Source organism: Pseudomonas gingeri (assembly GCF_013386165.1).
Classification (GTDB): Bacteria; Pseudomonadota; Gammaproteobacteria; order Pseudomonadales; family Pseudomonadaceae; genus Aquipseudomonas; species Aquipseudomonas gingeri_C.
The window spans coordinates 188,842-213,341 of sequence record NZ_JACAOS010000022.1 but is presented as its reverse complement, the minus strand read 5'-3'; the positions used below and the strand labels follow the sequence as shown (position 1 = coordinate 213,341).

At 62.3% G+C, this 24,500-nt stretch carries 19 protein-coding genes; all 19 read right to left on the bottom strand.

From position 1 onward, the window contains the following. Positions 1-18: 18 nt before the first annotated feature. The 19 genes from gspL to pilQ all read right to left on the bottom strand — a co-directional run bounded on the left by gspL (position 19) and on the right by pilQ (position 24,491). On the bottom strand, positions 19-1,122 hold the full coding sequence (gene gspL / locus HX866_RS28635) for a type II secretion system protein GspL (protein ID WP_177140914.1): 1,104 nt from the start codon (positions 1,120-1,122) through the stop codon (positions 19-21). Continuing rightward, a complete protein-coding gene (locus tag HX866_RS28630; RefSeq protein WP_177140913.1) occupies positions 1,119-1,979 on the bottom strand; it encodes a type II secretion system protein GspK in 861 nt (286 codons plus the stop codon). Before HX866_RS28630 ends, gspL begins: the two co-directional genes overlap by 4 nt. After that, positions 1,976-2,533 carry a type II secretion system minor pseudopilin GspJ gene (gene gspJ, locus HX866_RS28625; protein ID WP_177140912.1) on the bottom strand — a complete coding sequence of 186 codons (558 nt, stop codon included), beginning with the start codon at positions 2,531-2,533 and terminating at the stop codon, positions 1,976-1,978. The genes HX866_RS28630 and gspJ overlap by 4 nt, the downstream gene beginning before the upstream one ends. Continuing rightward, positions 2,526-2,891 (bottom strand): type II secretion system minor pseudopilin GspI, encoded by a 366-nt coding sequence (gene gspI / locus HX866_RS28620; protein WP_177125473.1) that lies wholly within the window; start codon positions 2,889-2,891, stop codon positions 2,526-2,528. The genes gspJ and gspI overlap by 8 nt, the downstream gene beginning before the upstream one ends. Next, positions 2,881-3,351, bottom strand: coding sequence for a type II secretion system minor pseudopilin GspH (gene gspH, locus HX866_RS28615; RefSeq protein ID WP_177125472.1), 471 nt, complete (start codon positions 3,349-3,351; stop codon positions 2,881-2,883). The genes gspI and gspH overlap by 11 nt, the downstream gene beginning before the upstream one ends. Positions 3,352-3,354: 3 nt before the next feature. Beyond that, entirely contained in the window at positions 3,355-3,795 is a 441-nt protein-coding gene (gene gspG, locus HX866_RS28610; protein WP_305729595.1) for a type II secretion system major pseudopilin GspG, read from the bottom strand. Positions 3,796-3,799: 4 nt separating this feature from the next. After that, on the bottom strand, positions 3,800-5,011 hold the full coding sequence (gene gspF / locus HX866_RS28605) for a type II secretion system inner membrane protein GspF (RefSeq protein ID WP_177140911.1): 1,212 nt from the start codon (positions 5,009-5,011) through the stop codon (positions 3,800-3,802). 2 nt (positions 5,012-5,013) lie between these two features. Beyond that, positions 5,014-6,480: a type II secretion system ATPase GspE gene (gene gspE, locus HX866_RS28600; protein WP_177140910.1), complete on the bottom strand. Its 1,467-nt coding sequence runs from the start codon at positions 6,478-6,480 to the stop codon at positions 5,014-5,016. Beyond that, a complete protein-coding gene (gspD, locus tag HX866_RS28595) occupies positions 6,477-8,387 on the bottom strand; it encodes a type II secretion system secretin GspD (protein ID WP_177140909.1) in 1,911 nt (636 codons plus the stop codon). The genes gspE and gspD overlap by 4 nt, the downstream gene beginning before the upstream one ends. Then, the gene (locus HX866_RS28590; RefSeq protein ID WP_177102981.1) at positions 8,388-8,894 is read right to left on the bottom strand and encodes a type II secretion system protein N; all 507 of its coding nucleotides are present in this window, start codon (positions 8,892-8,894) and stop codon (positions 8,388-8,390) included. A 14-nt stretch (positions 8,895-8,908) separates the two neighbouring features. Beyond that, a complete protein-coding gene (locus HX866_RS28585) occupies positions 8,909-9,403 on the bottom strand; it encodes a cytochrome b (protein ID WP_218177457.1) in 495 nt (164 codons plus the stop codon). Positions 9,404-9,494: 91 nt separating this feature from the next. Continuing rightward, a complete protein-coding gene (locus tag HX866_RS28580; RefSeq protein ID WP_177140908.1) occupies positions 9,495-10,952 on the bottom strand; it encodes a lytic polysaccharide monooxygenase in 1,458 nt (485 codons plus the stop codon). Between the two features lie 523 nt (positions 10,953-11,475). After that, a complete protein-coding gene (gene hemE / locus HX866_RS28575) occupies positions 11,476-12,543 on the bottom strand; it encodes a uroporphyrinogen decarboxylase (protein WP_177090716.1) in 1,068 nt (355 codons plus the stop codon). Positions 12,544-12,786: 243 nt separating this feature from the next. Next, a complete protein-coding gene (locus tag HX866_RS28570) occupies positions 12,787-14,205 on the bottom strand; it encodes an FAD-dependent oxidoreductase (protein ID WP_177090718.1) in 1,419 nt (472 codons plus the stop codon). Between the two features lie 33 nt (positions 14,206-14,238). Then, a complete protein-coding gene (gene gltB / locus HX866_RS28565; RefSeq protein WP_177140907.1) occupies positions 14,239-18,687 on the bottom strand; it encodes a glutamate synthase large subunit in 4,449 nt (1,482 codons plus the stop codon). A gap of 349 nt (positions 18,688-19,036) precedes the next feature. Next, a complete protein-coding gene (locus HX866_RS28560; protein ID WP_177090720.1) occupies positions 19,037-20,632 on the bottom strand; it encodes an SPOR domain-containing protein in 1,596 nt (531 codons plus the stop codon). A 10-nt stretch (positions 20,633-20,642) separates the two neighbouring features. Further along, positions 20,643-21,743, bottom strand: coding sequence for a 3-dehydroquinate synthase (aroB, locus tag HX866_RS28555; protein ID WP_177090721.1), 1,101 nt, complete (start codon positions 21,741-21,743; stop codon positions 20,643-20,645). Positions 21,744-21,892: 149 nt separating this feature from the next. After that, positions 21,893-22,411, bottom strand: a complete 519-nt coding sequence (gene aroK, locus HX866_RS28550) for a shikimate kinase AroK (protein WP_177090722.1) — start codon at positions 22,409-22,411, stop codon at positions 21,893-21,895. A 4-nt stretch (positions 22,412-22,415) separates the two neighbouring features. Next, entirely contained in the window at positions 22,416-24,491 is a 2,076-nt protein-coding gene (pilQ, locus tag HX866_RS28545; protein ID WP_177090723.1) for a type IV pilus secretin PilQ family protein, read from the bottom strand. Positions 24,492-24,500: the final 9 nt, after the last annotated feature.

The window sequence follows — 24,500 nt, the reverse complement described above, 5'->3', positions numbered from 1 at the left end:
GTAATGCCAGTGACCTGATCATCCGTTTTTCTCCTCCAATACCAACACGGCCTGCACCCGCTCGCGATCCTTGCTGGCGCTGCCCAGCCTGATCGGTAAACCGCTGCCATGGCCGCGCTCGCGCAAACCCTCAAGCTCGCTGAAGCTGCCGGCCGTCAGCAGCAGCGTCCAGCCCGTGCCGGCCCGGTATTCGATACGCTGTACTTCAACCCTGCTGCCACCAACCACTTGCTCGATCAGTTGCAGCAGACGGCCCATCTGGCTGTCCGATTGCTCGCTCCGGCCCTGCAACGCCTTGAGCTGGGCCGAGAGGTCGACAATACGAGTCTGCTCGGGATACAGGCTCTGGAAGCGTTGCACACTCTGCTCGTACAACTGCTGTGCAGCACTTTCCAGGTAGTGGGCACGCGCCAGGGTAAAACCCCAGGACAGCGCGAATAGCGCCAGCGCCGACACCACCAGCGCTCCCCACGGCCAACGCGCTCGCACCTGACGAAACTCACCTTGCAGCAAGTCCAGCGCGCCCGGATGACCGGCCATCAGCAACGCGGCTATATCACCCTGTCGATCGGCGTCCATCCAACACAGCGCCTCCGGCAATCTCGGCCGCAGCACTTCAAGATCCTCGGGCGACAGCGCGAGCCGGGCCTCGATGGCCCCACCCAGCAACCAGCGTCCGGCCCACCAGACGCCATAAGCCTGATGATCCGGTAACAAATCGGCGTCCACCTTGACGCTGACCACCTGCAACCCCGAGCCCTGCAACAACGCCAGGATCGCCTTGAAGCGCTGCTTGTTGATCGCCAGCAACGGGTAACGCGATTCCTTGGACGCCACACCGACCGCGATATGCAGTCCATCCAGCTCCTCGGCCAATCGATCTTCAACGGCATAGGCCAGCGCCTGGACCGTGGGTTTGCGTCGACCGGGCCAGGGCTCGCTGCGCAAGTGGCTGCAGATTTCCATGGGCAGGATCACCCGCACCGATTGCCCCGCCAGGAACGTCGCCGCCTCAGCCAGGGTGATACGGCGGTACTCGCCTCCCACCTGCCAATAACCAACCGGCCAGGTAGCGTCGCAGGCGGCCAGGCCTTCGGCAGTGAGATAAAGCCAATTGCTCATAACGGAGATTCACCTTGAATCGGAGCCAGGAAGCGGCGTTGCAGGACACGCAGGCGACGGCTGTCGCGAGGCCGCTCAAGATCGCTGACCAGCCGCAGTCGCGCCGTGCCCGCACTGGCCTCGACCGTGACCCGGAACCAGCGGCTGTCGACGCCCAGGCCATGGCTGGCAATACCCAACCCATCCAGGCCCGGTGCACGGGTAAACTCATGGGCGTCGACATAACCTTCCTGCGGGCGCTGGGCAACAAAGTCCCGGGCACTGGCGACGGTCATGCCCTCCAGCGTCGCCAGCAGCGTGGCCGACGCGGTATTGACGTTCAGCGTCGCATCGGCCGGCAGCAACGCGACGAAGGGTTGCAGGCGCTGCAAAATACTCTGGTCGACGCCAGGCAACAGGCGCAACTGGCTGCTGTCGCTGACCTCGGTGCCCCGTAGCGGCGCCAGGTCGAATGCAGGGATCTCCAGCGCCGCCAGCAACCGAGCCCAGCGCTCCAGGCTGATTTCATCAGCCTTGCCGGGCAGCAGCAGGCGGGTCAGGTTGAACCGCCCGGCCAGGTCTTCGATCTCGATCCGCACCTCGACGCCCGGCAGCTCGAACGGCAGCGACGGATGCGCCCAGGGCTGGGAAAGATTGATCGTCTTCACCTCATGCGGATCAGGCGGCAGCAACAACGCTTGTGCCCAGCTCTCCCCGGCGATTGCCCACTGGCGCAATTGCACCTGATGAATATGCTGCGCGCCGCTCTGCACGGCCCGTGTATGACTACGCAACAGACCACCGACCACGAACAGGGCCAGGGTCATGATCAGCAGCACGCTGATCAAGGCCACGCCGCGTTGACCGGTTCGGCTCATAGGCCCTCCGGCAACAGGACCACACGGCGGATCTGCTCGAAGCGATCAACCGACAGGGTGATTTCCAGCGCCCGTGGATGCACGGCGCTACGGCCCGGCGTAGACGCGCCATCACTGCGCCAACCGACCTTGTCCACATACAATCGCCACTGCAAGGCACGGACATCCTTGAGTACCAACTGCTTGTGCGTCTCGGGCAGATCCAGGTGGCGCTGGTAACGCCACAACACGCCGTCCTCCAGGCGATAGGCAAGCTCCTGGCGCTCGCTGCGAGGCTCATCCAAGGGGTTGCGCGCATTGCCGCGTTGCAGGTTCAACTGCCCCGCGTTCAGTGTCACGGCCACGCCCTCTTTCGGGATCGTCGCCTGCATGACATCGCGCTCCAGCAGCGCCATCGCCCGTTGCAGGCGGCGCAAGCCCTGCTCATGCGCGCTGACCCGCGCCTGGGTCAGCAGCACCCCTTCGTACAGCCGATAACTGGCCAGGCCGATCAGGCTGAAAATCGCCAGGGCGATGACCAGTTCGACCAGGGTAAATCCGCCCTGTCTATTCATCCGGGGTCCGTACCCAGGCGCTGGCGCTATGCAGCACTGGCCCACCACTGTCCAGCCGCACGGCGATCTCGACCTTGAGCAGACGCGGGTCGGAGGCCTGCGTGACCACTTGCTCCAGGCGCCACTCACGCTGGTCGAAACCCACGCGTTGCTGCTGCCGGCCCTTGGCCGGAGGGGCCTTCAAGCGCAGTTCATTCAACTGATTGTCCGCCAGCCAGGTCGCGAACAACCGCTCCTGCAAAGTGCCGCTCTGCTGCACCACGAACTGGCTGGCGGACAGCACGGTCGCGGACAACAGGGCAAAGATTGCCAGGGCGACCATCACCTCCAGCAAGGTAAACCCCGACTCAGCTTTCATCGATGGCCGGATCACCGAGGCCGTCACCGGACACACTCAACCAGCGCCGCTGCGCGGATTCGTAATGCAGGGTGAAGGCGCTCATTTCATCGCTGCTCAGCACCAGCAGTTGCGGCTGGTTCACCCGGTCGCCCAACTTCAGCGGACGGCCCTCAAGCTCAAGACGAAAATACAGGCCGTCGGGCAACCGATAGGCCGCCCCCGCCGGACGCCAGTCGGGTCGTTCGAAGACCATCACCTGATAACCCTCGGCACCGATTCGCAAGCCATACTCCTGACTGTTGAGCACCGCGTATTCACGCAGATGTTGCAGCAGGTGCACCAGCGCACCGGCCTCCTGGCGCGCCTGACGCACCGGGCTGGGGTTCATGCCAACGGCGATCATTCCAGCCAGCACGCCGATCACCACCATGGACACCAGCAACTCCAGCAGGGTGAAACCACGGGAATGTCCGGGCATCGGTCAATCGCTCCAGTTGCCGATATCGGCGGCAAACTCTTCGCCGCCGGACACGCCGTCGGAGCCAAAGGAATACAGGTCGTAGCCCTTGGTCCGGGTGCCCGGGCTCAGGTATTGGTAAGCCGTGCCCCAGGGATCGACCGGCAGTTTTTTCAAATAACCCTGGGGGTTCCAGTTCCTCGGTTCAGGCACGCCCAGCGGGCGTTTGACCAACGCCTCCAGCCCCTGCTGGGTCGAGGGATACTGGAAGTTGTCGAGCCGGTACATTTCCAGCGCGGTGCCGATGGCCTTGATATCGGCATGGGCCGCCGTGACCTTGGCCTGGTCCGGGCGGCTCATGAACTGCGGCAGGACCATCGCCCCGAGCACACCGATAATCACCACCACGACCATGATCTCGATCAGGGTGAAACCGCGTTGTCGCTGCATTCCAAAGGTTTTCATAAGATCAGTTCACCAGTTGGTTGAGGCTAAGAATCGGCAACAGAATCGCCATGACGATCAACAGCACGATGGCGCCCATGAGCACCAGCATCGCCGGCTCGAACAGGCTCACCACCAGGGCGATACAGGCCGCGAGGGTTTTCTCCTGCTGCTCGGCGGCGCGGGCGAGCATGCGGTCGAGTTCGCCAGCGCGTTCGCCACTGGCGATCATGTGCAACATCAGCGGCGGGATATCACCGCCGCGCTCCAGGCCACGGGTCAGGGTGCCGCCCTCGCGCACCGAGCGCGCGACCTCACCCATACGGGCGCGAATCGGCAGGTTGCCGATCACCGCCGCGGCGATTTCCAGGGCGTCCACCAGGGGCACGGCGCTCTTGCCGAGCAACGCCAGGGTGCTGGCGAAACGGGACGCCTCCATGGCCTTGAGGACACCGCCGATCAGCGGCGCGCGCAGCAACCAGGCATGCCAGCGCCAGCGCACCGCGGGACGAGCCAGAGCCCAGCGCACCAGGAGAGCCAGCCCCGCCAATCCAATCAGCAACAACCCGCCGTAACGCTGCAGGCCGCTGCTCAGGGCGATCAGGCCCTTAGTCAGCAGGGGCAGGGCCTGACCATTGTTGATAAAGACCTTCACCACATCCGGCACCACATAACCGAGCAAGCCGGCGACGATGGCCAGCGAGGCAAACAGCAAGATCATCGGATAGACCAGCGCCATCTGGATCTTCTGCCGGGCCTGCTGACGGGCCTCGGTGTATTCGGCCAGCTGTTCGAGCACCGCGCCCAGGTGCCCGGCGCGTTCGCCAGCGGCGATGCTCGCGCGGTACATGTCCGGAAACGCCTTGGGAAAACCTCCGAGTGCCGAGGCCAGGTCATAACCTTCCATGACCCGGCTGCGCAGCGCCGCCAGCAGGTTGCTGACCCGGCGCTTTTCACTCTGCGCGGCCACCGCCCGCAACGCCTCTTCCAGCGGCAAGCCGGCCTGGATCAGGGTCGAGAGTTGCAGCGTCAGCAAGGCCAGTTCACCGGCCTTCAAGCCGGCCGAGCGCTGACTGCCGTTGCCGGTCACCGCCTGGCCGCGAGCGCTGTTCAACTGCGTGGGCAACAGGCCGCGCTCACGCAGCAACTGGCGCGCGTGGCGCGGGCTGTCGGCCTCCTGCTGACCGCGACAGCGGCGACCGTTGGCATCCTGGGCCTGATAATCGAACGTCGGCATCCTCAGTCCTCCTGGGTGACGCGCAGCAGTTCGTCGAGGCTGGTGTGGCCTTCGAGGACCAGCCGCAGGCCATCCTGGAACAGGCTGCGCGATGCCTTGCGAGCTTCACGGATCAGCTCCGGTTCACTGGCGCCGTTGTGGATAAGTACTGCCAGGGCCGGGGTAATGCCGATCAGTTCGTAGAGCCCGATACGCCCGCGATAGCCTTGCTGGCAGTGTTCACAACCGTTGGCCCTGAAGAGCCTGGGCGGGTTGCTCGCCTCGACACCCAGGCGCTGGCAGGCCGCCGCATCCGCCACATAGCCGCTCCTGCACGCTCGGCACAGGGTACGTACCAGGCGCTGGGCCAGCACCCCGACTAGGGACGACGCCAGCAGATAGGCATCCACGCCCATGTCGAGCAACCGCGTGACCGCGCCCACCGCGCTGTTGGTGTGCAGGGTCGACAGCACCAGGTGCCCGGTCAACGAAGCCTGCACGGCGATCTCGGCGGTTTCGCGGTCACGGATCTCGCCGACCATGACCACGTCCGGGTCCTGGCGCAGGATCGCCCGCAAACCCCGGGCGAAGGTCATCTCTACCTTGGGATTGACCGGCGTCTGGCCGATGCCCGGCAGGTGATACTCGATGGGGTCTTCGACGGTGAGGATATTGCGCGTCTGGTCGTTGAGGCTGCTCAGCGCCGCATAGAGGCTGGTGGTCTTGCCCGAACCGGTCGGGCCGGTGACCAGGAAGATGCCGTGGGGTTTGCCGAGAATCTGCTGGAAACGCTCCAGGGTCGGCGCCGGCATGCCCAGGCGTTGCAGGTCGAGACGTCCGGCCTGCTTGTCCAGCAGGCGCAGGACCACCCGTTCGCCATGGGCCGAAGGCAAGGTCGAAACCCGCACATCCACCTCATGCCCGGCCAGCCGCAAGGCGATCCGACCGTCCTGGGGCACGCGCTTCTCGGCGATGTCCAGCCGGGCCATGACCTTGATCCGCGACACCAGCAGGTTGGCCAGTTCACGCCTGGGCTTGAGCACTTCACGTAACTGGCCGTCCACCCGCATGCGCACCGACAGCGTGTGCTCGAAGGTTTCCAGGTGCACATCAGAGGCTTTCTCGCGCACGGCTTCACTGAGCAGGGCATTGATCAGGCGGATGATCGGTGCATCGCCCTCCTGCTCCAGCAGGTCGGCGGTCTGCGGCAACTGGTCGGCCACGCTCATCAGGTCCAGCTCGTCGTCCAGGCCTTGCGCAACCTGCTCGGCGGCACTCTGCCCGTCGCTGTAGGCGGCGGCGAGGCGCGCGGCGAACAGCGACTCATCGAGTACCTGCAACGGCAACCGACCAGGGATCAGGCGACGGGCCTCGGACACGGCGGCCAACGGCGTATCAGCGCGGATCGCCAGGCACGCCGCCTCGCCCTGCTGTTCCAGCAAGATCCCGTAGCGACGGGCAAAGCCGAACGGCAAGCGTGGCGTTGTCATGGCGCCCCGACCTTCTGTCGGCGCAGGTCGATCGGCGGCTCGTCATCGTCGCCGTCGAACAACTGCCGGGCCTCACGCGGCAGCAACAGCGAGTTGCTCTTCCCGGCGGCGGGCTGGCTGAGCTTGCGCAGGCCGTTGTAGCGATGCTCGCTGACCTCGGCGATATCCTCCTTGGAGCGGACGATGGTCGGCCGCAGAAACACCATCAGATTGGTTTTTACATGTTTCTCGCTGTTCCAGCGGAACAAGGCCCCCAGGTACGGGATATCCCGCAGCAGCGGCACACCGCTTTGCTGGACACTCACACTGTCCTTGATCAGCCCACCGATAACGATGATCTCGCCGTCGTCAGCCAGGATGGTGCTTTTCAGGGTGCGCTTGTTGGTGATCATGTCAGTGGGCGTCAGCGTATTCGGGGCGAGTTCGGAGTTTTCCTGCTCGACCTGCAGGCGCAGGGTCGACCCTTCGTTGATATGCGGACGGATCTTCAGCTTGATCCCGATATCATGGCGCGTGACCGTGTTGAAGGGCCGGTCGGTACCCGTACCGGAGGTCTGGTAGGAGCCGCTCTGGAATGGCACGTTCTGCCCCACCAGAATCTCGGCCTCCTGGTTGTCCAGGGTCAACAGGCTGGGCGTGGACAACACGTTGTTATGGCTATTGCTCGCCAGGGCCGACACCAGCATGCCGAAGCGATCGTTGCCGATGCGCAACACGGCACCATCGGGCAGCTTGGTCTCGCTGCCATTGAAATTCGGCAGGGTGATATTGGTTCCGGCAAAGCTCACCCCGCCCTGGGCACTCCCGGTGTTGGCGCCCCACTGCACACCCAGGGCCTCGTTGATATCCCCGGAAATCTCGACAATCGCCGCATGGATCAACACCTGCGAACGCGGCTGGTCGAGCTGGCGAACAATGTTTTCCATGGTACGGACCTGGCTCGGTTCGGCGATCAGCACCAGGGCGTTCTGGCTTTCATCGGCCTTGACCACGGCCTTGCTGGAAACCGCATCCCGGCTGGTGGCAGCCCCCGCTTCCTGGCCGAGCCCCTGGCCCATGGCATCCAGCACTTCGGCCAACTGCTTGGCATCGCTGTAGCGCAGGCGGATCACCCGGGCATTGTCGGCCATGGCCGCCGTCGGGGTATCGAGGGAGCGGGCCAGATCGCCCAGGCGCTTGCGTACGTCCTGGGTGCCGATAAGCACCAGGCGGTTGTTGCGCGAATCGGCAATGACCTGACTCCCCGCTTCGGCGCCTTGCCTCCCCAGGGATTGCTCCAGCATCCGCGCCAGCTCATTGGCCAGTCCATGACGCAACTGGATGACGTCATGGGCATTCTTCTGCCCCAGGTCCAGCTGCCGGACGATCTTCGCGATCCGTCGGACATTCGCCGCGCTGTCGGTGATGACCAGGGCATTGGCCGACGCCGATGGTCCGACATAGCCGTTGACCGAGACCAGTGGCCGCACCAGCCCGGCAATATCCGCCGCGACGCTGCTACCGAGCGCCACCACTTCGGTGACGAACTGACCCGTCTGGGCACTGGCGCTGTCGGCGCTGCTGGCGCGGGTGCGGGCATCGGCCACGGGGGCGATCAGAATGCGGTCGCCTTCGTCGATCACCGTGAAGTTATGCGCGTCGAGTACCGAATAGAACAACCGGCGGACCCCTTCACGATCCAGGGCCTGCTCGGAGAGGACGGTGATCCGCCCCTGCACCCGCGGGTCGAGCACCACGGTGGTGCCGAGAATCGAGGACATTTCCCGCACCACATCACGCAACTCGGCATCGTTCATCGCCAGTTGCCATTGCGGTTCATTGGCCCGCACGCCCGACGCCAGCATCAGGCCGACGATCAGACCCAAGAGTTTCAGGCAGCGCCGACCGGATTCGAAGGATGGGTTCATTTACTCACTCTGACGCGGTGTGGCCGTCGGCCGCAGATAAAGGGAAGACACTGGGGCGCCGGCGACGGGCTCCTTGAACGCCTGCAAGATGGGGCGGCCGGGGGGCTCCAGCGACAACAGCTCCTCGCGGCCATTGCGCCAGAGCACCACCCGACCGCTCTCGATCCGCCGCAGGACGCTGCCACCCGGCAGGCTTTCGCCCACCCGGTAGATGCGCTGACCACTGGCCCCCGCCAGCAGGGCTCGGGAATCGCCGGCGCTGGAGACAAAGCTGGCCTGCAGCTTCAAGGGTTCAGCACTGCGAGCCAGGGATTCCTGGGCGACCAGCCCCATCACCGTGGCGACGGCGGCATGATTGAGCGGCGCACGTTCGGCAGGCACGGATCGGCTGTTGGCTTGCACCGTGGGTAACGTCGGCAATGCCTGACGGAAGATCCGCTCGCCCCACAACGACAGCGCCGCATAACCCAGCGGCAGCGCACATAACGCAAGGCTCAGAAAGCCCATTCGCCCCCTGAGCGTTACCACAGCATCCGCCTGAGTATTCGATGACCGGAGACTTCATGACGAATAACCGCGCCAATATGCAAAACCACCAGGACGGCCAGAACAACGCAGGAAACATCATGGAGTTTTTTAAAAACAGCGATGAGGCCAGCACTATCAATCGGTGCGGGTATCAAGAGCAGGTCGAATAGATTGATGGCCCGGTCCATCATCATGACGCCCGTTGCCAACACGATGCCGGTCACCAGATAAATAACTTTATGAACCCAAAAAGCCGTCCATTGTGCGAGCGTTCTGGCCGTCTGTTCTCTCGGAGAAAAAGAAAGAAAAATCCTGACAACAAAAAACGGAATAAACAGCGCCGTGACAGACACATTAAAAGAACCTACGACTTGTTTAAGCGCCAGCGAAGTGCTCAAGAAAGCCACATAAAAACCGCTGACCAACGCCCATAAAATAATGGCGGCGGACAGCCAATGAAGAAAAATTTGTGCTCTAGAGTAAAACAATGGTGTTCACCCAAAAACCAGCCGACAACAACATCGCCAATAAACCGAATACACCGGGCTGCCCAGCAGCCCGGCGCTCAACCTTGAGGGATTACTTGACGGTCCAGGCGTCTTGCCAGCTTGGGCCGACACCCGGGATATAGTGGTGACTGTTGATCTTGCACCAGGCGCCTGCGGGGAATGGCAGACACTCGTAGACGTTACCGTTGGACAGGACCTTGGTCCCGGACTGATAACCTTCGATGCCTTCCGGATAGGCGAAGTCGTAATCCTGACTGCCACCCTCGCCGCCAAGCTCTACGGACACCAGGTCCTGGCGAGTGCTGCGACCGTCTTCAGTCACGCCCACCAGCTTGAGTTCATGGGTACCCGGCTCACTGCGCACGTCCACGTTCAGCCAGGTGCTACCAGCCTCAACCAACTGCGTCATGACGCCTACCGGCTTGTTGGCCGCATCGAAGACCGTGGCCTCGAGGTTCATTTTCCGGTTCGTGAGCACCGGGAAAGGCATCGCCAAGCGTCCTTCCTTGAGTTCCAAATCAGTGCCAATAGTGGAAATGCTCATACTCGCATCGGCGTCGTCCTGCATCTGCACATCGAGCTCATAGCGATTCACACCGCTTTCAGCCTTGGCGAACAGCTGGTTAACGCCCTTGATCGGCTCGATGGCACCGTTTTCACCACGGACACCGGCTCGGACCAGTGTCTGGCTCCGGTTGATTTGCTCGGCCAGCTTGAACGCCCAGTTCTCCGGCTTGCCGTCCTCGCTGTCGACGATGGTGATTTCAGCGCTGTACTCGGCACTTTCACCCTCGCCGGTCAAGGCCCGGGCCTTGACCTTGTCAGCGGCCAGCAGGGACTGGGTCGGCGTGATGTTGCCGACGGTTTTCCAACCGTCCGGCGCCTGTTCCTCAGCCACGATATTCACGTCGACCACGTTGTGGAACGCCCCGCCGGTATCAGCCACGGTCCACATCCCGAGGATCACGTGATACCCGCTCTTGTCGGCGGGTATCTCGCAGGGGTGTTTCTCACGGGCAGGCCCGTCACTGCCCTGGGGTTGGTCGGTGGGCAGCCGGCCGCCCGCGTCCACGGAGCAGAACGGCGTCAGGTCGAACGAAGCGCGTGCCAAGGGCTGGTTGGGGTTCCAGCCGTTCCTGGTGATGAAGTACTCATACTTGCTCGCCGGATGAGTGGCCCTGTAGTACCAGTCAAAGTTGATCGCACGGTCGGTGATTTCAGTCTTGTACCAGCGGCTCGCCGACTGGATATCCATTGGCGCGAACAACGCGATCGCACCACTGGCGATCTTGCCATCCGCCACGCCGGTCGCCGGGAAGCCCTTGGCGGTTTCACCGACGCTTTGCGGCTCGTATTGCGCCTGACCGCAGTCATTGTTCAAGCCTTTCTGGCAAGCAAAAGCCCGGGACGGCGGATCATTCAGGTAACCGTGCGCGGCGACATGCTGCGAGGCGACCAGGGTCGCGATCACCGCCAGGGAAGAGACACACCCCGACGCCTTGCCAAGTGCCGACATCTTTCTTTTCATTCGATTCAACTCCAGACTTATCCTGTTTATTGGGTTGCCAGACATCCCTCCAAGATGAACGCACCCTTTTTTACTTTCATCAGTGCTCAAATCGATCCACGCCGCCGTCCTGACTGCAAAGATCAACCGCGAAAGTTCCCTACTTCATCAATTGATTTTCAAGGTACGCATTGTACGAACTTGTATTTTTTTATATGTAGGAAAGGTCTTATGAGGGTGCGCGACAGCTCTGGACTTCACTTATTCATACAAGTGCTCGAACTTTGCCTAGGACTTTGTAACCAAACACAACAAACCACAAAGACATCAAGCAAATGTCTCCGCATTAACGTTCAGAAAAAGAATACTCCGACATCTTCAGGGAGAAAGACGGCATGGCACTTTGATAACCCGCTCAGATCCTCCGGCGGCCCTCCGAATATATGGCGACACATGAGCCAGTCGCATCAGGAAAGGAAAAGCCGCAAAGGGCTAAACGCAAAAACCCCGCCGAGGCGGGGTCATTGAAGAGGCAGGGTAACAATCAGCGATGGTACTGCGCGGAGAACTCGTGCACGGCATTGATAAACGCACCGGCGTGTTCCGGATCGACTTCCGGCGTGATGCCGTGGCCGAGGTTGAACACATGGCCGGAACCTTCGCCATAGCTGGCGAGAATCCGCGCCACTTCAGTACGGATGGCTTCGGGCTTGGCGTACAGCACGGTCGGGTCCATGTTGCCCTGCAAGGCCACCTGGTGGCCGACCCGACGACGGGCCTCGCCCAGGTCGCAGGTCCAGTCCAGGCCCAGGGCATCGGCCCCGGCGTCGGCAATGCTTTCCAGCCACAGGCCGCCGTTCTTGGTGAACAGGATCACCGGTACCTTGCGCCCTTCGTGTTCGCGGATCAGGCCGCTGACGATCTTGCGCATATAGGCCAGGGAAAACTCCTGGTAGGCCGCCGCCGACAGGTTACCGCCCCATGTGTCGAAAATCTGCACGGCCTGGGCCCCGGCAAGGATCTGGCCATTGAGGTAGGAGGTGACCGACTGCGCCAGTTTATCCAGCAACAGGTGCATGGCCTGGGGGTTGTCGTAGAGCATGGCCTTGGTCTTGCGGAAGTCTTTCGACGAACCGCCTTCGACCATATAAGTGGCCAGGGTCCAGGGGCTGCCGGAGAAGCCGATCAGCGGCACGCGACCGTTGAGCTCGCGACGAATGGTGCTGACCGCGTCCATGACATAGCCCAGGTCCTTCTGCGGATCGGGGATCGGCAGGGCCTCGATATCGGCCAGGGTGCTGACGACTTTGCGAAAGCGCGGGCCTTCGCCGGTTTCGAAGTACAGGCCCTGGCCCATGGCATCGGGGATGGTCAGGATGTCGGAGAACAGGATCGCCGCGTCCAGGCCCGGGTAGCGGTCCAGAGGCTGCATCGTGACCTCGCAAGCGAACGACGGGTTCATGCACAGGCTCATGAAGTCGCCGGCCTTGGCGCGACTGGCGCGGTATTCCGGCAGGTAGCGACCGGCCTGGCGCATCATCCACACAGGGGTGACGTCCACGGGTTGCTTGAGCAGGGCGCGAAGGAAACGGTCGTTCTTCAGGGCAGTCATGTCGGCATCCGGAAAAAAAGTGCGGGCATTTTCTCAGAGCGCGACGCAAAAGGCACGGCAAGAGCCGTGCCTTTTATCTATCGGGTCAATTTGTCGCGGGCATAACCCACACTTGTAGGAGCGAGCTTGCTCGCGATCGCGCCCTTCCAGGCGCCGCAAAATCCACCTGCCGGCGGATCGCGAGCAAGCTCGCTCCTACAGGGGCCGGGGTCGGCCATTGTGTGAGAATGACCGGCCCCAGGATCAGACATCGAGGTAGTCGAGGATCCCTTCGGCGGCATTGCGCCCTTCGAAGATCGCCGTCACCACCAGGTCGGAGCCACGCACCATATCGCCACCGGCAAAAATCTTCGGGTTGCTGGTCTGGTGCTTGAACTGCGCCTGTTCCGGAGCCACTACACGTCCCTGGCTGTCGGTCTGGATGCTGAACTGCTCGAACCATGGCGCCGGGCTCGGACGGAAACCGAAAGCGATGACCACGGCGTCGGCCGGGATGATCTCCTCGGAACCCGGGATCGGCTCAGGGCTGCGGCGGCCACGGGCGTCCGGTTCGCCGAGACGGGTCTCGACCACTTTCACGCCTTCGACCTTGTCTTCACCGACAATCGCGATCGGCTGGCGGTTGTAGAGGAATCTCACGCCTTCTTCCTTGGCGTTCTTCACCTCTTTGCGCGAGCCGGGCATGTTCGCCTCATCACGACGATAGGCACAGGTCACCGACTTGGCGCCCTGGCGAATCGACGTACGGTTGCAGTCCATCGCCGTGTCACCACCCCCGAGCACCACGACCTTCTTGCCTTTCATGTCGACGAAATCTTCCGGCGACTTTTCAAAGCCCAGGTTGCGGTTGACGTTGGCGATCAGGAAATCCAGGGCGTCGTAGACACCCGGCAGGTCCTCGCCGGCAAAGCCGCCCTTCATGTAGGTGTAAGTGCCCATGCCCATGAACACGGCATCGTATTCGGCGAGTAACTGCTCCATGGTCACGTCCTTGCCCACCTCGGTGTTGAGGCGGAACTCGATGCCCATGCCACTGAAGACTTCGCGACGATTGCTCAGCACGGTCTTTTCCAGCTTGAACTCGGGGATGCCGAAGGTCAGCAGGCCACCGATTTCCGGGTTCTTGTCGAACACCACCGGAGTCACGCCACCGCGCACCAGCACGTCGGCACAGCCCAGGCCCGCAGGCCCGGCACCGATGATCGCGACCCGCTTGCCGGTCGGCTTGACCTTGGACATGTCCGGACGCCAGCCCATGGCGAACGCGGTGTCGGTGATGTACTTCTCCACCGAACCGATGGTCACCGCGCCAAAACCGTCGTTGAGGGTGCAAGCGCCCTCGCACAGACGATCCTGCGGGCACACCCGACCGCAGACTTCCGGCAGGGTGTTGGTCTGGTGGGACAGCTCGGCGGCGGCGAGGATATTGCCCTCGGCCACCAGCTTCAGCCAGTTGGGAATGAAGTTGTGCACCGGGCACTTCCATTCGCAATACGGGTTACCGCAACCCAGGCAGCGGTGGGCCTGGTCGGCCGACTGCTGGGGTTTGAAGGGTTCGTAGATCTCCACGAACTCTTTCTTGCGCTGACGCAACAGTTTCTTCTTCGGATCCTTGCGCCCGACATCGATGAACTGGAAGTCGTTACTCAGACGTTCAGCCATTACAAAAACCTCATCAAACTCTTCAGGCGCATATCACTGCGGATTGGCACGGATGCTGGAAAGCAGCGATTTCAGGTTGGCAGCCTTGGGCTTGACCAGCCAGAAACGACGCAGGTAATCATCAAGGTTTTCAGCGAGGTTGCGACCCCATTCGCTGTTGGTTTCCTCGACGTATTCGTCCAGCACATGCTGCAAGTGGTTGCGATAGGATTCCATGGCTTCGCCGCTGATCCGCTGGATCTCGACCAACTCATGGTTGACCTTGTCGACGAAGGTGTTGTCCTGGTCCAGCACGTAGGCGAAACCGCCGGTCATGCCAGAACCGAAGTTGTAGCCGGTCTTGCCCAGGACCGCGACAAAACCACCGGTCATGTATTCGCAGCAGTGGTCGCCCGTGCCTTCAACCACGGTGTGGGCACCGGAGTTACGCACCGCGAAACGCTCACCCGCCGTCCCCGCCGCAAACAGCTTGCCGCCGGTTGCGCCGTACAGGCACGTGTTGCCGATGATGGCACTGTCTTGAGTCTTGTAGATGCTGCCTTTAGGCGGAACGATCACCAGCTTGCCGCCGGTCATGCCCTTGCCCACGTAATCGTTGGCGTCGCCTTCCAGGTACATGTGCAGACCGCCGGCGTTCCAAACGCCGAAGCTCTGGCCAGCGGTGCCCTTGAAGCGGAAAGTGATCGGCGCCTTGGCCATGCCCTGGTTGCCGTGACGACGGGCGATTTCACCGGAAATCCGTGCGCCGATGGAACGGTCGCAGTTGCAGATATCCAGGGCGAAGTCGGCACCGCTGAGATCGCTGATCGCCGGCAGGGCCATCTCGACCATCTTCTCGGCCAGCAGGCCCTGGTCGAAGGGCGGGTTGCGCTCGACCTGGCAGAACTGCGGCTTGTCCGCCGGGATGTGATCGCTGCCCAACAGCGGCGTCAGGTCCAGGTGGTTCTGCTTGGCGGTTTCGCCTTTGAGGATTTCCAGCAGATCAGTACGCCCGATCAGCTCCTCAAGGGTCCGCACACCGAGCTTGGCCAGCCACTCACGGGTTTCCTCGGCGACGTAGGTGAAGAAGTTCACCACCATGTCGACGGTACCGATGTAGTGATCCTTGCGCAGCTTCTCGTTCTGGGTCGCGACGCCGGTGGCGCAGTTGTTCAGGTGGCAGATGCGCAGGTATTTGCAGCCCAGGGCGATCATCGGCGCGGTGCCGAAGCCGAAGCTCTCGGCGCCGAGGATGGCCGCCTTGATCACGTCGAGGCCGGTTTTCAGGCCGCCGTCGGTCTGCACCCGGACCTTGCCGCGCAAGTCGTTGCCGCGCAGGGTCTGGTGGGTTTCGGCCAGGCCGAGTTCCCACGGCGCACCGGCGTACTTGATCGAAGTCAGCGGCGAAGCACCGGTGCCGCCGTCGTAGCCGGAGATGGTGATCAGGTCGGCATAGGCTTTCGCCACACCGGCGGCGATGGTGCCGACACCGGCTTCCGCCACCAGTTTCACCGAGACCAGCGCCTTCGGGTTGACCTGTTTCAGGTCAAAAATCAGCTGCGACAAGTCTTCGATGGAGTAGATGTCGTGGTGCGGCGGTGGCGAGATCAGGGTCACGCCAGGTACCGCATAACGCAGCTTGGCGATCAGGCCGTTGACCTTGCCGCCGGGCAGTTGACCGCCTTCACCGGGCTTGGCGCCCTGGGCCACCTTGATCTGCAGCACTTCGGCATTGACCAGGTATTCCGGGGTGACACCGAAACGACCGGTGGCCACCTGCTTGATTTTCGAGCTCTTGATGGTGCCGTAGCGCGCCGGGTCTTCGCCGCCTTCGCCGGAGTTGGAACGCGCACCCAGGCGGTTCATGGCTTCGGCCAGGGCTTCGTGGGCTTCCGGCGACAAGGCGCCCAGGGAAATACCCGCCGAATCGAAGCGCTTGAGGATCGACTCCAGCGGTTCGATGTCGCTGATCGCCAGCGGCGTGTCCAGGGTTTTCACCTGGAACAGGTCACGGATCATCGAGACCGGACGGTTGTCCACCAGCGCGGTGTATTCCTTGAACTTGGCGTAGTCGCCCTGCTGCACGGCGGCTTGCAGGGTGCTGACCACGTCCGGGTTGTAGGCGTGGTATTCACCGCCGTAGACGAACTTCAGCAGACCGCCTTGCTGGATCGGCTTGCGCGCGCTCCAGGCTTCGCCGGCCAGCAGTTTCTGTTCGGCTTCGAGGTCGACGAAACGCGCACCCTTGATCCGGCTCGGCACGCCGCGGAAGCTCAGGTTGACCACTTCCTCGGACAAGCCGATGGCTTCGAACAGCTGCGCACCGCGATAGGACGCGATGGTGGAAATCCCCATTTTCGAGAGGATCTTCAGCAGACCCTTGGTGATGCCCTTGCGGTAGTTCTTGAAGACTTCGTAGAGATCGCCCAGCACTTCGCCGGTACGGATCAAGTCGCCGAGCACTTCGTAGGCCAGGAACGGATAGACCGCCGAAGCACCGAAGCCGATCAGCACGGCAAAGTGGTGCGGGTCGCGCGCGGTGGCGGTTTCCACCAGGATGTTGCTGTCGCAGCGCAGGCCTTTCTCGGTCAGGCGGTGGTGCACCGCACCGGTCGCCAGGGACGCGTGCACCGGCAGCTTGCCCGGGGCGATATGACGGTCGCTGAGGACGATCTGGGTCCGTCCGGCGCGCACGGCTTCTTCGGCCTGGTCGGCGATGTTGCGCACGGCCGCTTCCAGCCCGAGGCTCTCGTCGTAGTTCAGGTCGATGACCTGGCGAGCGAAACCCGGACGCTCGAGGTTCATCAGCGAGCGCCACTTGGCCGGGGAGATCACCGGCGAGCTGAGAATCACCCGCGAGGCGTGTTCCGGCGACTCTTCGAAGATGTTGCGCTCGGCACCGAGGCAGATCTCCAGCGACATGACGATGGCTTCACGCAGCGGGTCGATCGGTGGGTTGGTCACCTGGGCGAACTGCTGGCGGAAATAGTCGTACGGCGTGCGCACACGCTGGGACAGGACCGCCATCGGCGTGTCGTCGCCCATGGAGCCGACCGCTTCGTAGCCCTGCTCGCCCAACGGACGCAGCACCTGGTCGCGCTCTTCGAACGTGACCTGGTACATCTTCATGTACTGCTTGAGCTGCTCGACGTTGTAGAACGCCGAACCGTGGTCGTTGTCTTCCATGGTCGCCTGGATGCGCAAGGCGTTCTTGCGCAGCCACTGCTTGTACGGGTGACGCGACTTGAGGCGGTTGTCGATGGCATCGGTGTCGAGGATCTGGCCGGTTTCGGTGTCCACGGCAAAGATCTGCCCGGGGCCCACACGGCCCTTGGCGATAACGTCTTCCGGCTGGTAGTTCCACACGCCGATTTCCGACGCCAGGGTGATATAGCCGTTCTTGGTGGTCACCCAGCGCGCCGGACGCAGGCCGTTGCGGTCGAGCAGGCAGACCGCGTGACGACCTTCGGTCATCACCACGCCCGCCGGGCCGTCCCACGGTTCCATGTGCATGGAGTTGTATTCGTAGAACGCGCGCAGGTCGGCGTCCATGGTGTCGACGTTCTGCCACGCCGGCGGAATCAGCATCCGCACGCCCCGGAACAGGTCGATACCACCGGTCACCATCAGCTCCAGCATGTTGTCCATGCTCGAGGAGTCGGAACCGACACGGTTGACCAGCGGGCCCAGGTCGTCGAGATCGGGGATCAGGTCATTGGCGAACTTGGTGCGACGGGCCTGGGCCCAGTTGCGGTTGCCAGTGATGGTGTTGATCTCGCCGTTGTGCGCCAGGAAGCGGAACGGTTGCGCCAACGGCCATTTTGGCAGGGTGTTGGTGGAGAAGCGCTGGTGGAACACGCAGATCGCGGTTTTCAGGCTCGGGTCGCTGAGGTCTGGATAGAAGGCGGTGAGGTCCGCCGGCATCATCAGGCCTTTGTAGATCATGGTCTTGTGGGAAAAGCTGCAGATGTAGTGATCGGTGTCGGCGGCGTTGGCCACCGACGAGCGACGACGGGCACTGAACAGCTTGATGGCGAACGCCTGGTCACTCAGGCCCTCACCACCGATGAACACCTGCTCGATCTGCGGCAGGCGCTCCAGGGCCAGGCGGCCGAGGACGCTGGTGTCGATCGGCACCTTGCGCCAGCCCACCAATTGCAGGCCGGCCGCGAGGATTTCGCGATTCATGTGCGCACGGGCGGCTTCGGCTTTGACCGGGTCCTGATTGAAGAACACCATGCCCACCGCATATTGCTTGGGCAAATCGCTACCGAATGTCGCTTTGGCGACAGTACGCAGGAACTGGTCCGGCTTCTGAATCAGAAGGCCGCAACCGTCACCGGTCTTGCCGTCGGCGTTGATCCCACCGCGGTGGGTCATGCAGGTCAGGGCCTCAATGGCCGTCTGCAACAGGTGATGACTGGGCTCGCCCTGCATATGGGCAATCAGGCCGAAACCACAGTTATCCTTGAATTCATCTGGTTGGTACAGACCTGCTTTCATAGACACTTTCTCACCAGGCTGCCTCTTTATAGAGACAAATTTCTTTTCAATTCAACCATTTACCATCCGCGCCGAACGTACGCCAGCTTTGCAGGGGCAAAAGGGAGGTCATTGTACACACGGACATACACGCCCACAAATTTAACGACGAATCGTTGAAAATTCATGTCGCATTTATGAAAGGTTTAAAGCGATATCTCGTGCTAGTCAAAACATTTTTAAATTTTGACCGTGACGACTCAAAACCACTGTGACGCAGACACCACAAGGCACGCGGCTTTGAAAGCAGCATGCGCTTGCGGAAATTTTGAGGTGCTGGGAAGGCGGCCTGGATAAGGCCGCCGATTCTTCAGCGAGTTGTGGCCAGGTCCTGTTGGACGCTGGCGACAGTACGAGGCCAAGGTTTACCAGCCTGAACCTTCGCTGGCAAGGCCTTGATGGCGCTGACGGCCGCATCGCGGCTGGAGAAACTACCGTAGGTGATCACGTAAAGCGGCTTGCCGTTAAGGACTTTCTTGAAATAACGGTATTCGCCGCCCTGTTCCTTGACGAAATTTTGTGCCGTGGTTTCCGAGCTCGTGCCCAGGATTTGTACCACATAGTTGCTCGACGACTGACCGGCGTACCAGCTATGGCCAGTCGCGGCAGCCTTGGCGACCACGACAGGTTTCTCGGCAGCCCTCTCAACGGCCTTCTCCGGCGCCCTGGCGACCGGTTTTGGTACCGGAACCGGGGTCTGGGCCGGTTTGGCAGTGGCGACCTGAGCCGGCACCGGCTTGACCACCGGCGTCGGCGTCGGGCCCGCCGGCACGCCGACAGGCGGTGCAATGGTGGTGACGGTCGGCGGCTTGGCCGGACCACCATCAACCGGTGGGGCGATGCCATCATCGCCTTCCATGCTGCCACCCGCGGCCTCGGCCAGCGGACCGCGCATCACCGGCTGCGACTGGCCGACCAGCGGTAGCGGCATCGGCTGCGAATTACCGGCGAACTCCACCGTCGGGTTACCCGAGGCGTTCGGCTTGGGCGCTTGCCCCAGCGGCAGTTGCGCCTGCTCGCTGGCGGTTGTACCGGCAGTTGCCGGCGCCTTGTTGCGACCCGGAATCATCCAGGCGGCCGCCACGGCAACCACTACCACGGCGGACAACGCCAATACCTGCTTCTTAGGCATCTTGAACCCCATACTTGGACGCTTTACCGCGGAGCGGCTGGCGATCATCGCTTCGATCATGGCGTCACGGGCGACCTGGTTGATGTTGCCAGGCCAACCTTCGGCGCTTTCGTGAATCTCAGTGATCTGCTCAGCGGAAAAAAGTTCGATTCCCTGACCCGCGCCATCAAGACGCTGGGCCAGGTATTCACGTGTTTCTTCTTCGGTGTAGGGCTGCAATTCGATCACGTGGAAGCGTTCTTCCTCCGCCCCGTGCTGCTCCAGCGCCGCGATCAGCGACGATTCACCAAACATGAAGACATGCGGGCGGCCTTCCGGTGCGCCGGCCGCCAGGGCCAGCAGGGCCTCGATGGCGGACTCGTCGAGCGACTCGGCATCGTCCACCAGCAGGTAGACCTCCTGGCCGGTCAGCGCCAGTTGCACCACCTGGTTGAGGATCTCGCGGATCTCGGCCTGGGCGACATTCAACGCCTGGGCGATCTGCCGCAGCACACCCCCCGCATCGCCGGCACCACGCGCGGAAACCACCACGCTCTGCACCGACTGCTTGTTGGTGCTGGCCACCAAGGCCTGGCGCAGCAGCGTCTTGCCGCTGCCCTCCGGACCGGTGACCACCAGCAGCAGTTGGCTGTACCGGGCCAGGTGATGCAATTGCCCGAGCACAGGCTTGCGCTGGGCGGGGAAGAACTTGAAGCCAGGCACCCGGGGAGCGAAAGGGTCGTGACTTAACTGGTAATGGCCGAGGAAAGCCTCGTCGGCATGCAAACTGGTCATCGGAATCCTATCAACCTTTAAGCTGAGCCAGAGTGCGGTAGTCCGCCCCCAGCGTGGCCTGTAGAACTTCTTTCGGATAATCGTCGGTTACCACGGCTTCGCCCATTCGGCGCAACAGCACCAGGCGCAGGCGACCGTCGATCACTTTCTTGTCAATTGCCATGTGTTCGAGAAAATCGGCTTCGGTCATTTCCTCAGGCGGAATGACCGGCAAACCGGCACGCTGGAACAGACGAATACCGCGATCACGCTCCTGGGCACTGATCCAGCCCAGACGCGTGGACATTTCCAGGGCCATCACGGTACCCGCCGCCACGGCTTCACCGTGCAGCCAGACACCATAGCCCATGTGGGTTTCGATGGCATGGCCGAAGGTGTGCCCGAGGTTGAGCGTGGCACGCACGCCGGACTCGCGTTCATCGGCACCGACCACCGCCGCCTTGGCCGCGCAGGAGCGTTCGATGGCGGCCGTCAGGGCGCTCTGGTCGAGGGCGCGCAACGCGTCCATGTGCTCTTCCAGCCAGGTCAGGAAGGGTTCGTCACAGATCAGACCGTACTTGATCACTTCCGCCAGGCCCGCCGACAGCTCGCGCGGCGGCAGGGTGTTCAGGGTGGCGGTATCGATCAGCACCACATTGGGCTGATAGAAGGCGCCGACCATGTTCTTGCCCAGCGGATGGTTGATGCCGGTCTTGCCGCCCACCGACGAATCGACCTGGGACAACAAGGTGGTCGGCACCTGGATAAAATCCACGCCGCGCTGGTAGCAGGCCGCAGCGAAGCCGGCCATGTCGCCGATCACCCCGCCGCCGAGGGCGATCACCGTGGTGCGACGGTCGTGGCGAGCCGTCAGCAGGCCGTCGAAGATCAGTTGCAGGGTTTCCCAGGTTTTGAAGGCCTCGCCGTCAGGCAACACCACCGACACCACGGAGTAGGCCGACAGACTGCGGGTCAGGCGCTCAAGGTAGAGGGGCGCGACGGTTTCATTGGAGATAATGGCAACCTGCCGACCGGCAATGTGCGGCGTCAGCAGCCCGGGCTGATCCAGCAGCCCTTCGCCAATGTGAATCGGGTAGCTACGCTCGCCAAGATCGACCTTAAGTGTCTGCATGTGTCCCCACAGTGAAGATGGACGCGGGCGTCCAGTCTCAGGATTAACGATTGTCGGCGGCGCCTGGTATGGACGCGGCCCGATGGCTCTAAGCCATGACCGACACCGAGCATGGCGATTGCCGAGGATAGCGCATTTCCTCCCGCGCTTTAACGGGGAGGCAGCTGCTGCAAGCGTTCAAGAATGTCCAGCACCACCATGCGCGGAGGTCGTTCGTCGGTTTCAATCACAAGATCGGCGATTTCCCGATACAGCGGATCACGGATCGCCAGCAGGTCACGCAGGGTCTTGGCCGGGTCGGCGGTGCGCAGCAAAGGCCGGTTGCGATCACGCGCGGTGCGCCCGACCTGCTGCTCCACCGAGGCGTGCAGGTAGACCACCCGCCCCCCGGCGTGCAGGGCCTGGCGGTTTTCGCCGCGCATGACCGCGCCGCCGCCGGTGGCCAACACCACACCGTCAGACGCGCACAGCTCGGCAATCATCGCCTGTTCGCGGTCGCGAAAGCCCGGCTCGCCTTCCTTGTCGAAGATCCACGGAATATTCGCACCGGTACGCAGTTCAATTTCCTTGTCGGAATCTTTGAAAGGCAGGCGCAGCTCTTTGGCCAGCAAACGGCCTATGGTGCTTTTTCCAGCCCCCATAGGCCCTACAAGAATCAAATTTCGCACAGAATCAACGACTCACAGCAATCGCCTGGTTATTCATGATACGCGGAGTCAGGAATACCAGCAGTTCGGATTTTGCTTCCGAGACAATGTCTCGACGGAAGAGGCGGCCAACATACGGCACATCGCCGAGAAATGGCACCTTCTCTTCGGTTTTGCTCTGGGTATTGGAGAACACACCACCGATCACCACGGTTTCACCGTCATTGACCAGAACCTTGGCGTTGACCTGGTTTTTCTTGATCGGTGGAACGTTGTTCAGCACGTTCTGGTAGTCCGGCTCATCCTTGGTCACTTTCACTTCCATGATGATCCGGTTGTCCGGGGTGATCTGCGGGGTCACTTCCAGGGACAGCGAAGCCTCCTTGAAGGACACCGAGGTCGCGCCACTGGAGCTGGATTCCTGGTACGGAATCTCGGTGCCCTTGAGGATCTTGGCGGTTTCCTTGTCGGAGGTGACCACCTTGGGCTGGGAAACCACTTCACCGTTGCCGGTTTTCTCCATGGCACTGAGTTCCAGGTCCAGGGTCGTGTTGTTGGTCACGAAGCCGATGCCGATCCCGGAGGTGGCGGTGGTCGCCCCGAGGTCGACGAACGGTGTGCTGGCGCTCTGCCCGGTGAGGCTGGTGAGGGTCGGCGAGCCGCCCGTGGTATTCCAGTTGCCACCGCTGATCTTGCCACCCCAACGGGCGCCGAGCTGCTTGTCGTAACCGACGGTGGCTTCGACGATCCGCGCCTCGATCATTACCTGGCGCACCGGAATGTCCAACTGGGCGACGATGCGTCGCAGTTCGTCGAGGCGGTCCTGGGTCTGGTAGGCGATGATGTTGTTGGTGCGGTCATCCACGGTGATCGAGCCACGCTCGTCGGCCTTGGACTCGGCACTGGTCACCGACTGGAACAATTTGGCGATATCCGCCGCTTTGGCGTAGTTGACCTGCAACAGCTCGCGGCGCAAAGGCGCCAGTTCGGCAATCTGCTTCTGCGACTCCAGTTCCTGACGCTCGCGGGCAGCAATCTCGTCCGCCGGGGCCACCAGCAGTACGTTACCGATCTTGCGCTTGTCCAGGCCCTTGGTTTTCAACACCAGGTCCAGCGCCTGGTCCCACGGCACATTCTGCAGGCGCAAGGTGATCCCGCCCTGCACCGTGTCACTGGCCACCAGGTTGAGATTGGTGAAGTCGGCGATCAGTTGCAGCACCGAACGCACGTCGATGTCCTGGAAGTTCAGCGAGAGTTTTTCGCCGCTGTAGACGAAGCGCTCGGCATTACGCCGCTGCAGGTCGTCGACAGTGAGCGGGCGCACGCTGATGGTCAGCTTGTTGTCGGTCTGATAGGTCGAGTAATCGAAGGCACCGCTGGGCTCGATGGAGATATTGGCCTTGTCGGCGACGACGCTGGCGTTGACGAACTGCACCGGCGTGGCGAAATCCTTCACGTCCAGGCGCACCCGCAGGGGGTCGGGCAGTTGGGTCTTGGCGAAATCCACGCTGATCTTGCCGCCACGTTCCTGGATATCCGGGCTCATGGTCGGATCGGACAGCTCGATGACCACATTGCCTTCACCCTGCTCGCCGCGCTGGAAGTCGACATTGCGGATGGCCCTACCCACCGCCCCATAGGACTTGGTAGCCGTCCGCGCCGGCGACGTCACCGCAGCAGCAGGCCTTGCTGCACGGGCCTGGACCGGAGCGACCGAGCTGCCACCCTGCCCTACCACCACGAACAGGTTGCTGCCTTCGATACGCGTGCTGTAAGGCGCGAGCTTGGTCAGGTTGATGATCAGCCGCGTGCGATCCTTGGCCTCGACCACGGTCACGCTGCGGGCGTTGCCCACGCCCAGATCCTGGGTCTTCTTGAGCAACTGGCTGGTGACACCGGTCAGGTCCAGGGCGATCCGCGCCGGCTGGTCGGTGGTATAGCCGTGGGGCACGGCGGGAGGGCCGTCGAAGCCCAGCTTCAGCTCTACCCGGTCTCCGGGCAATGACGCCACATCCAGGGTTTTCAGGTTGGACGCCAGCACCATCGGCGACACCAGCGCTATCCATAGCGAAATGCCGAGGGATGAAATAATCCTGTTCATGTCGAATTC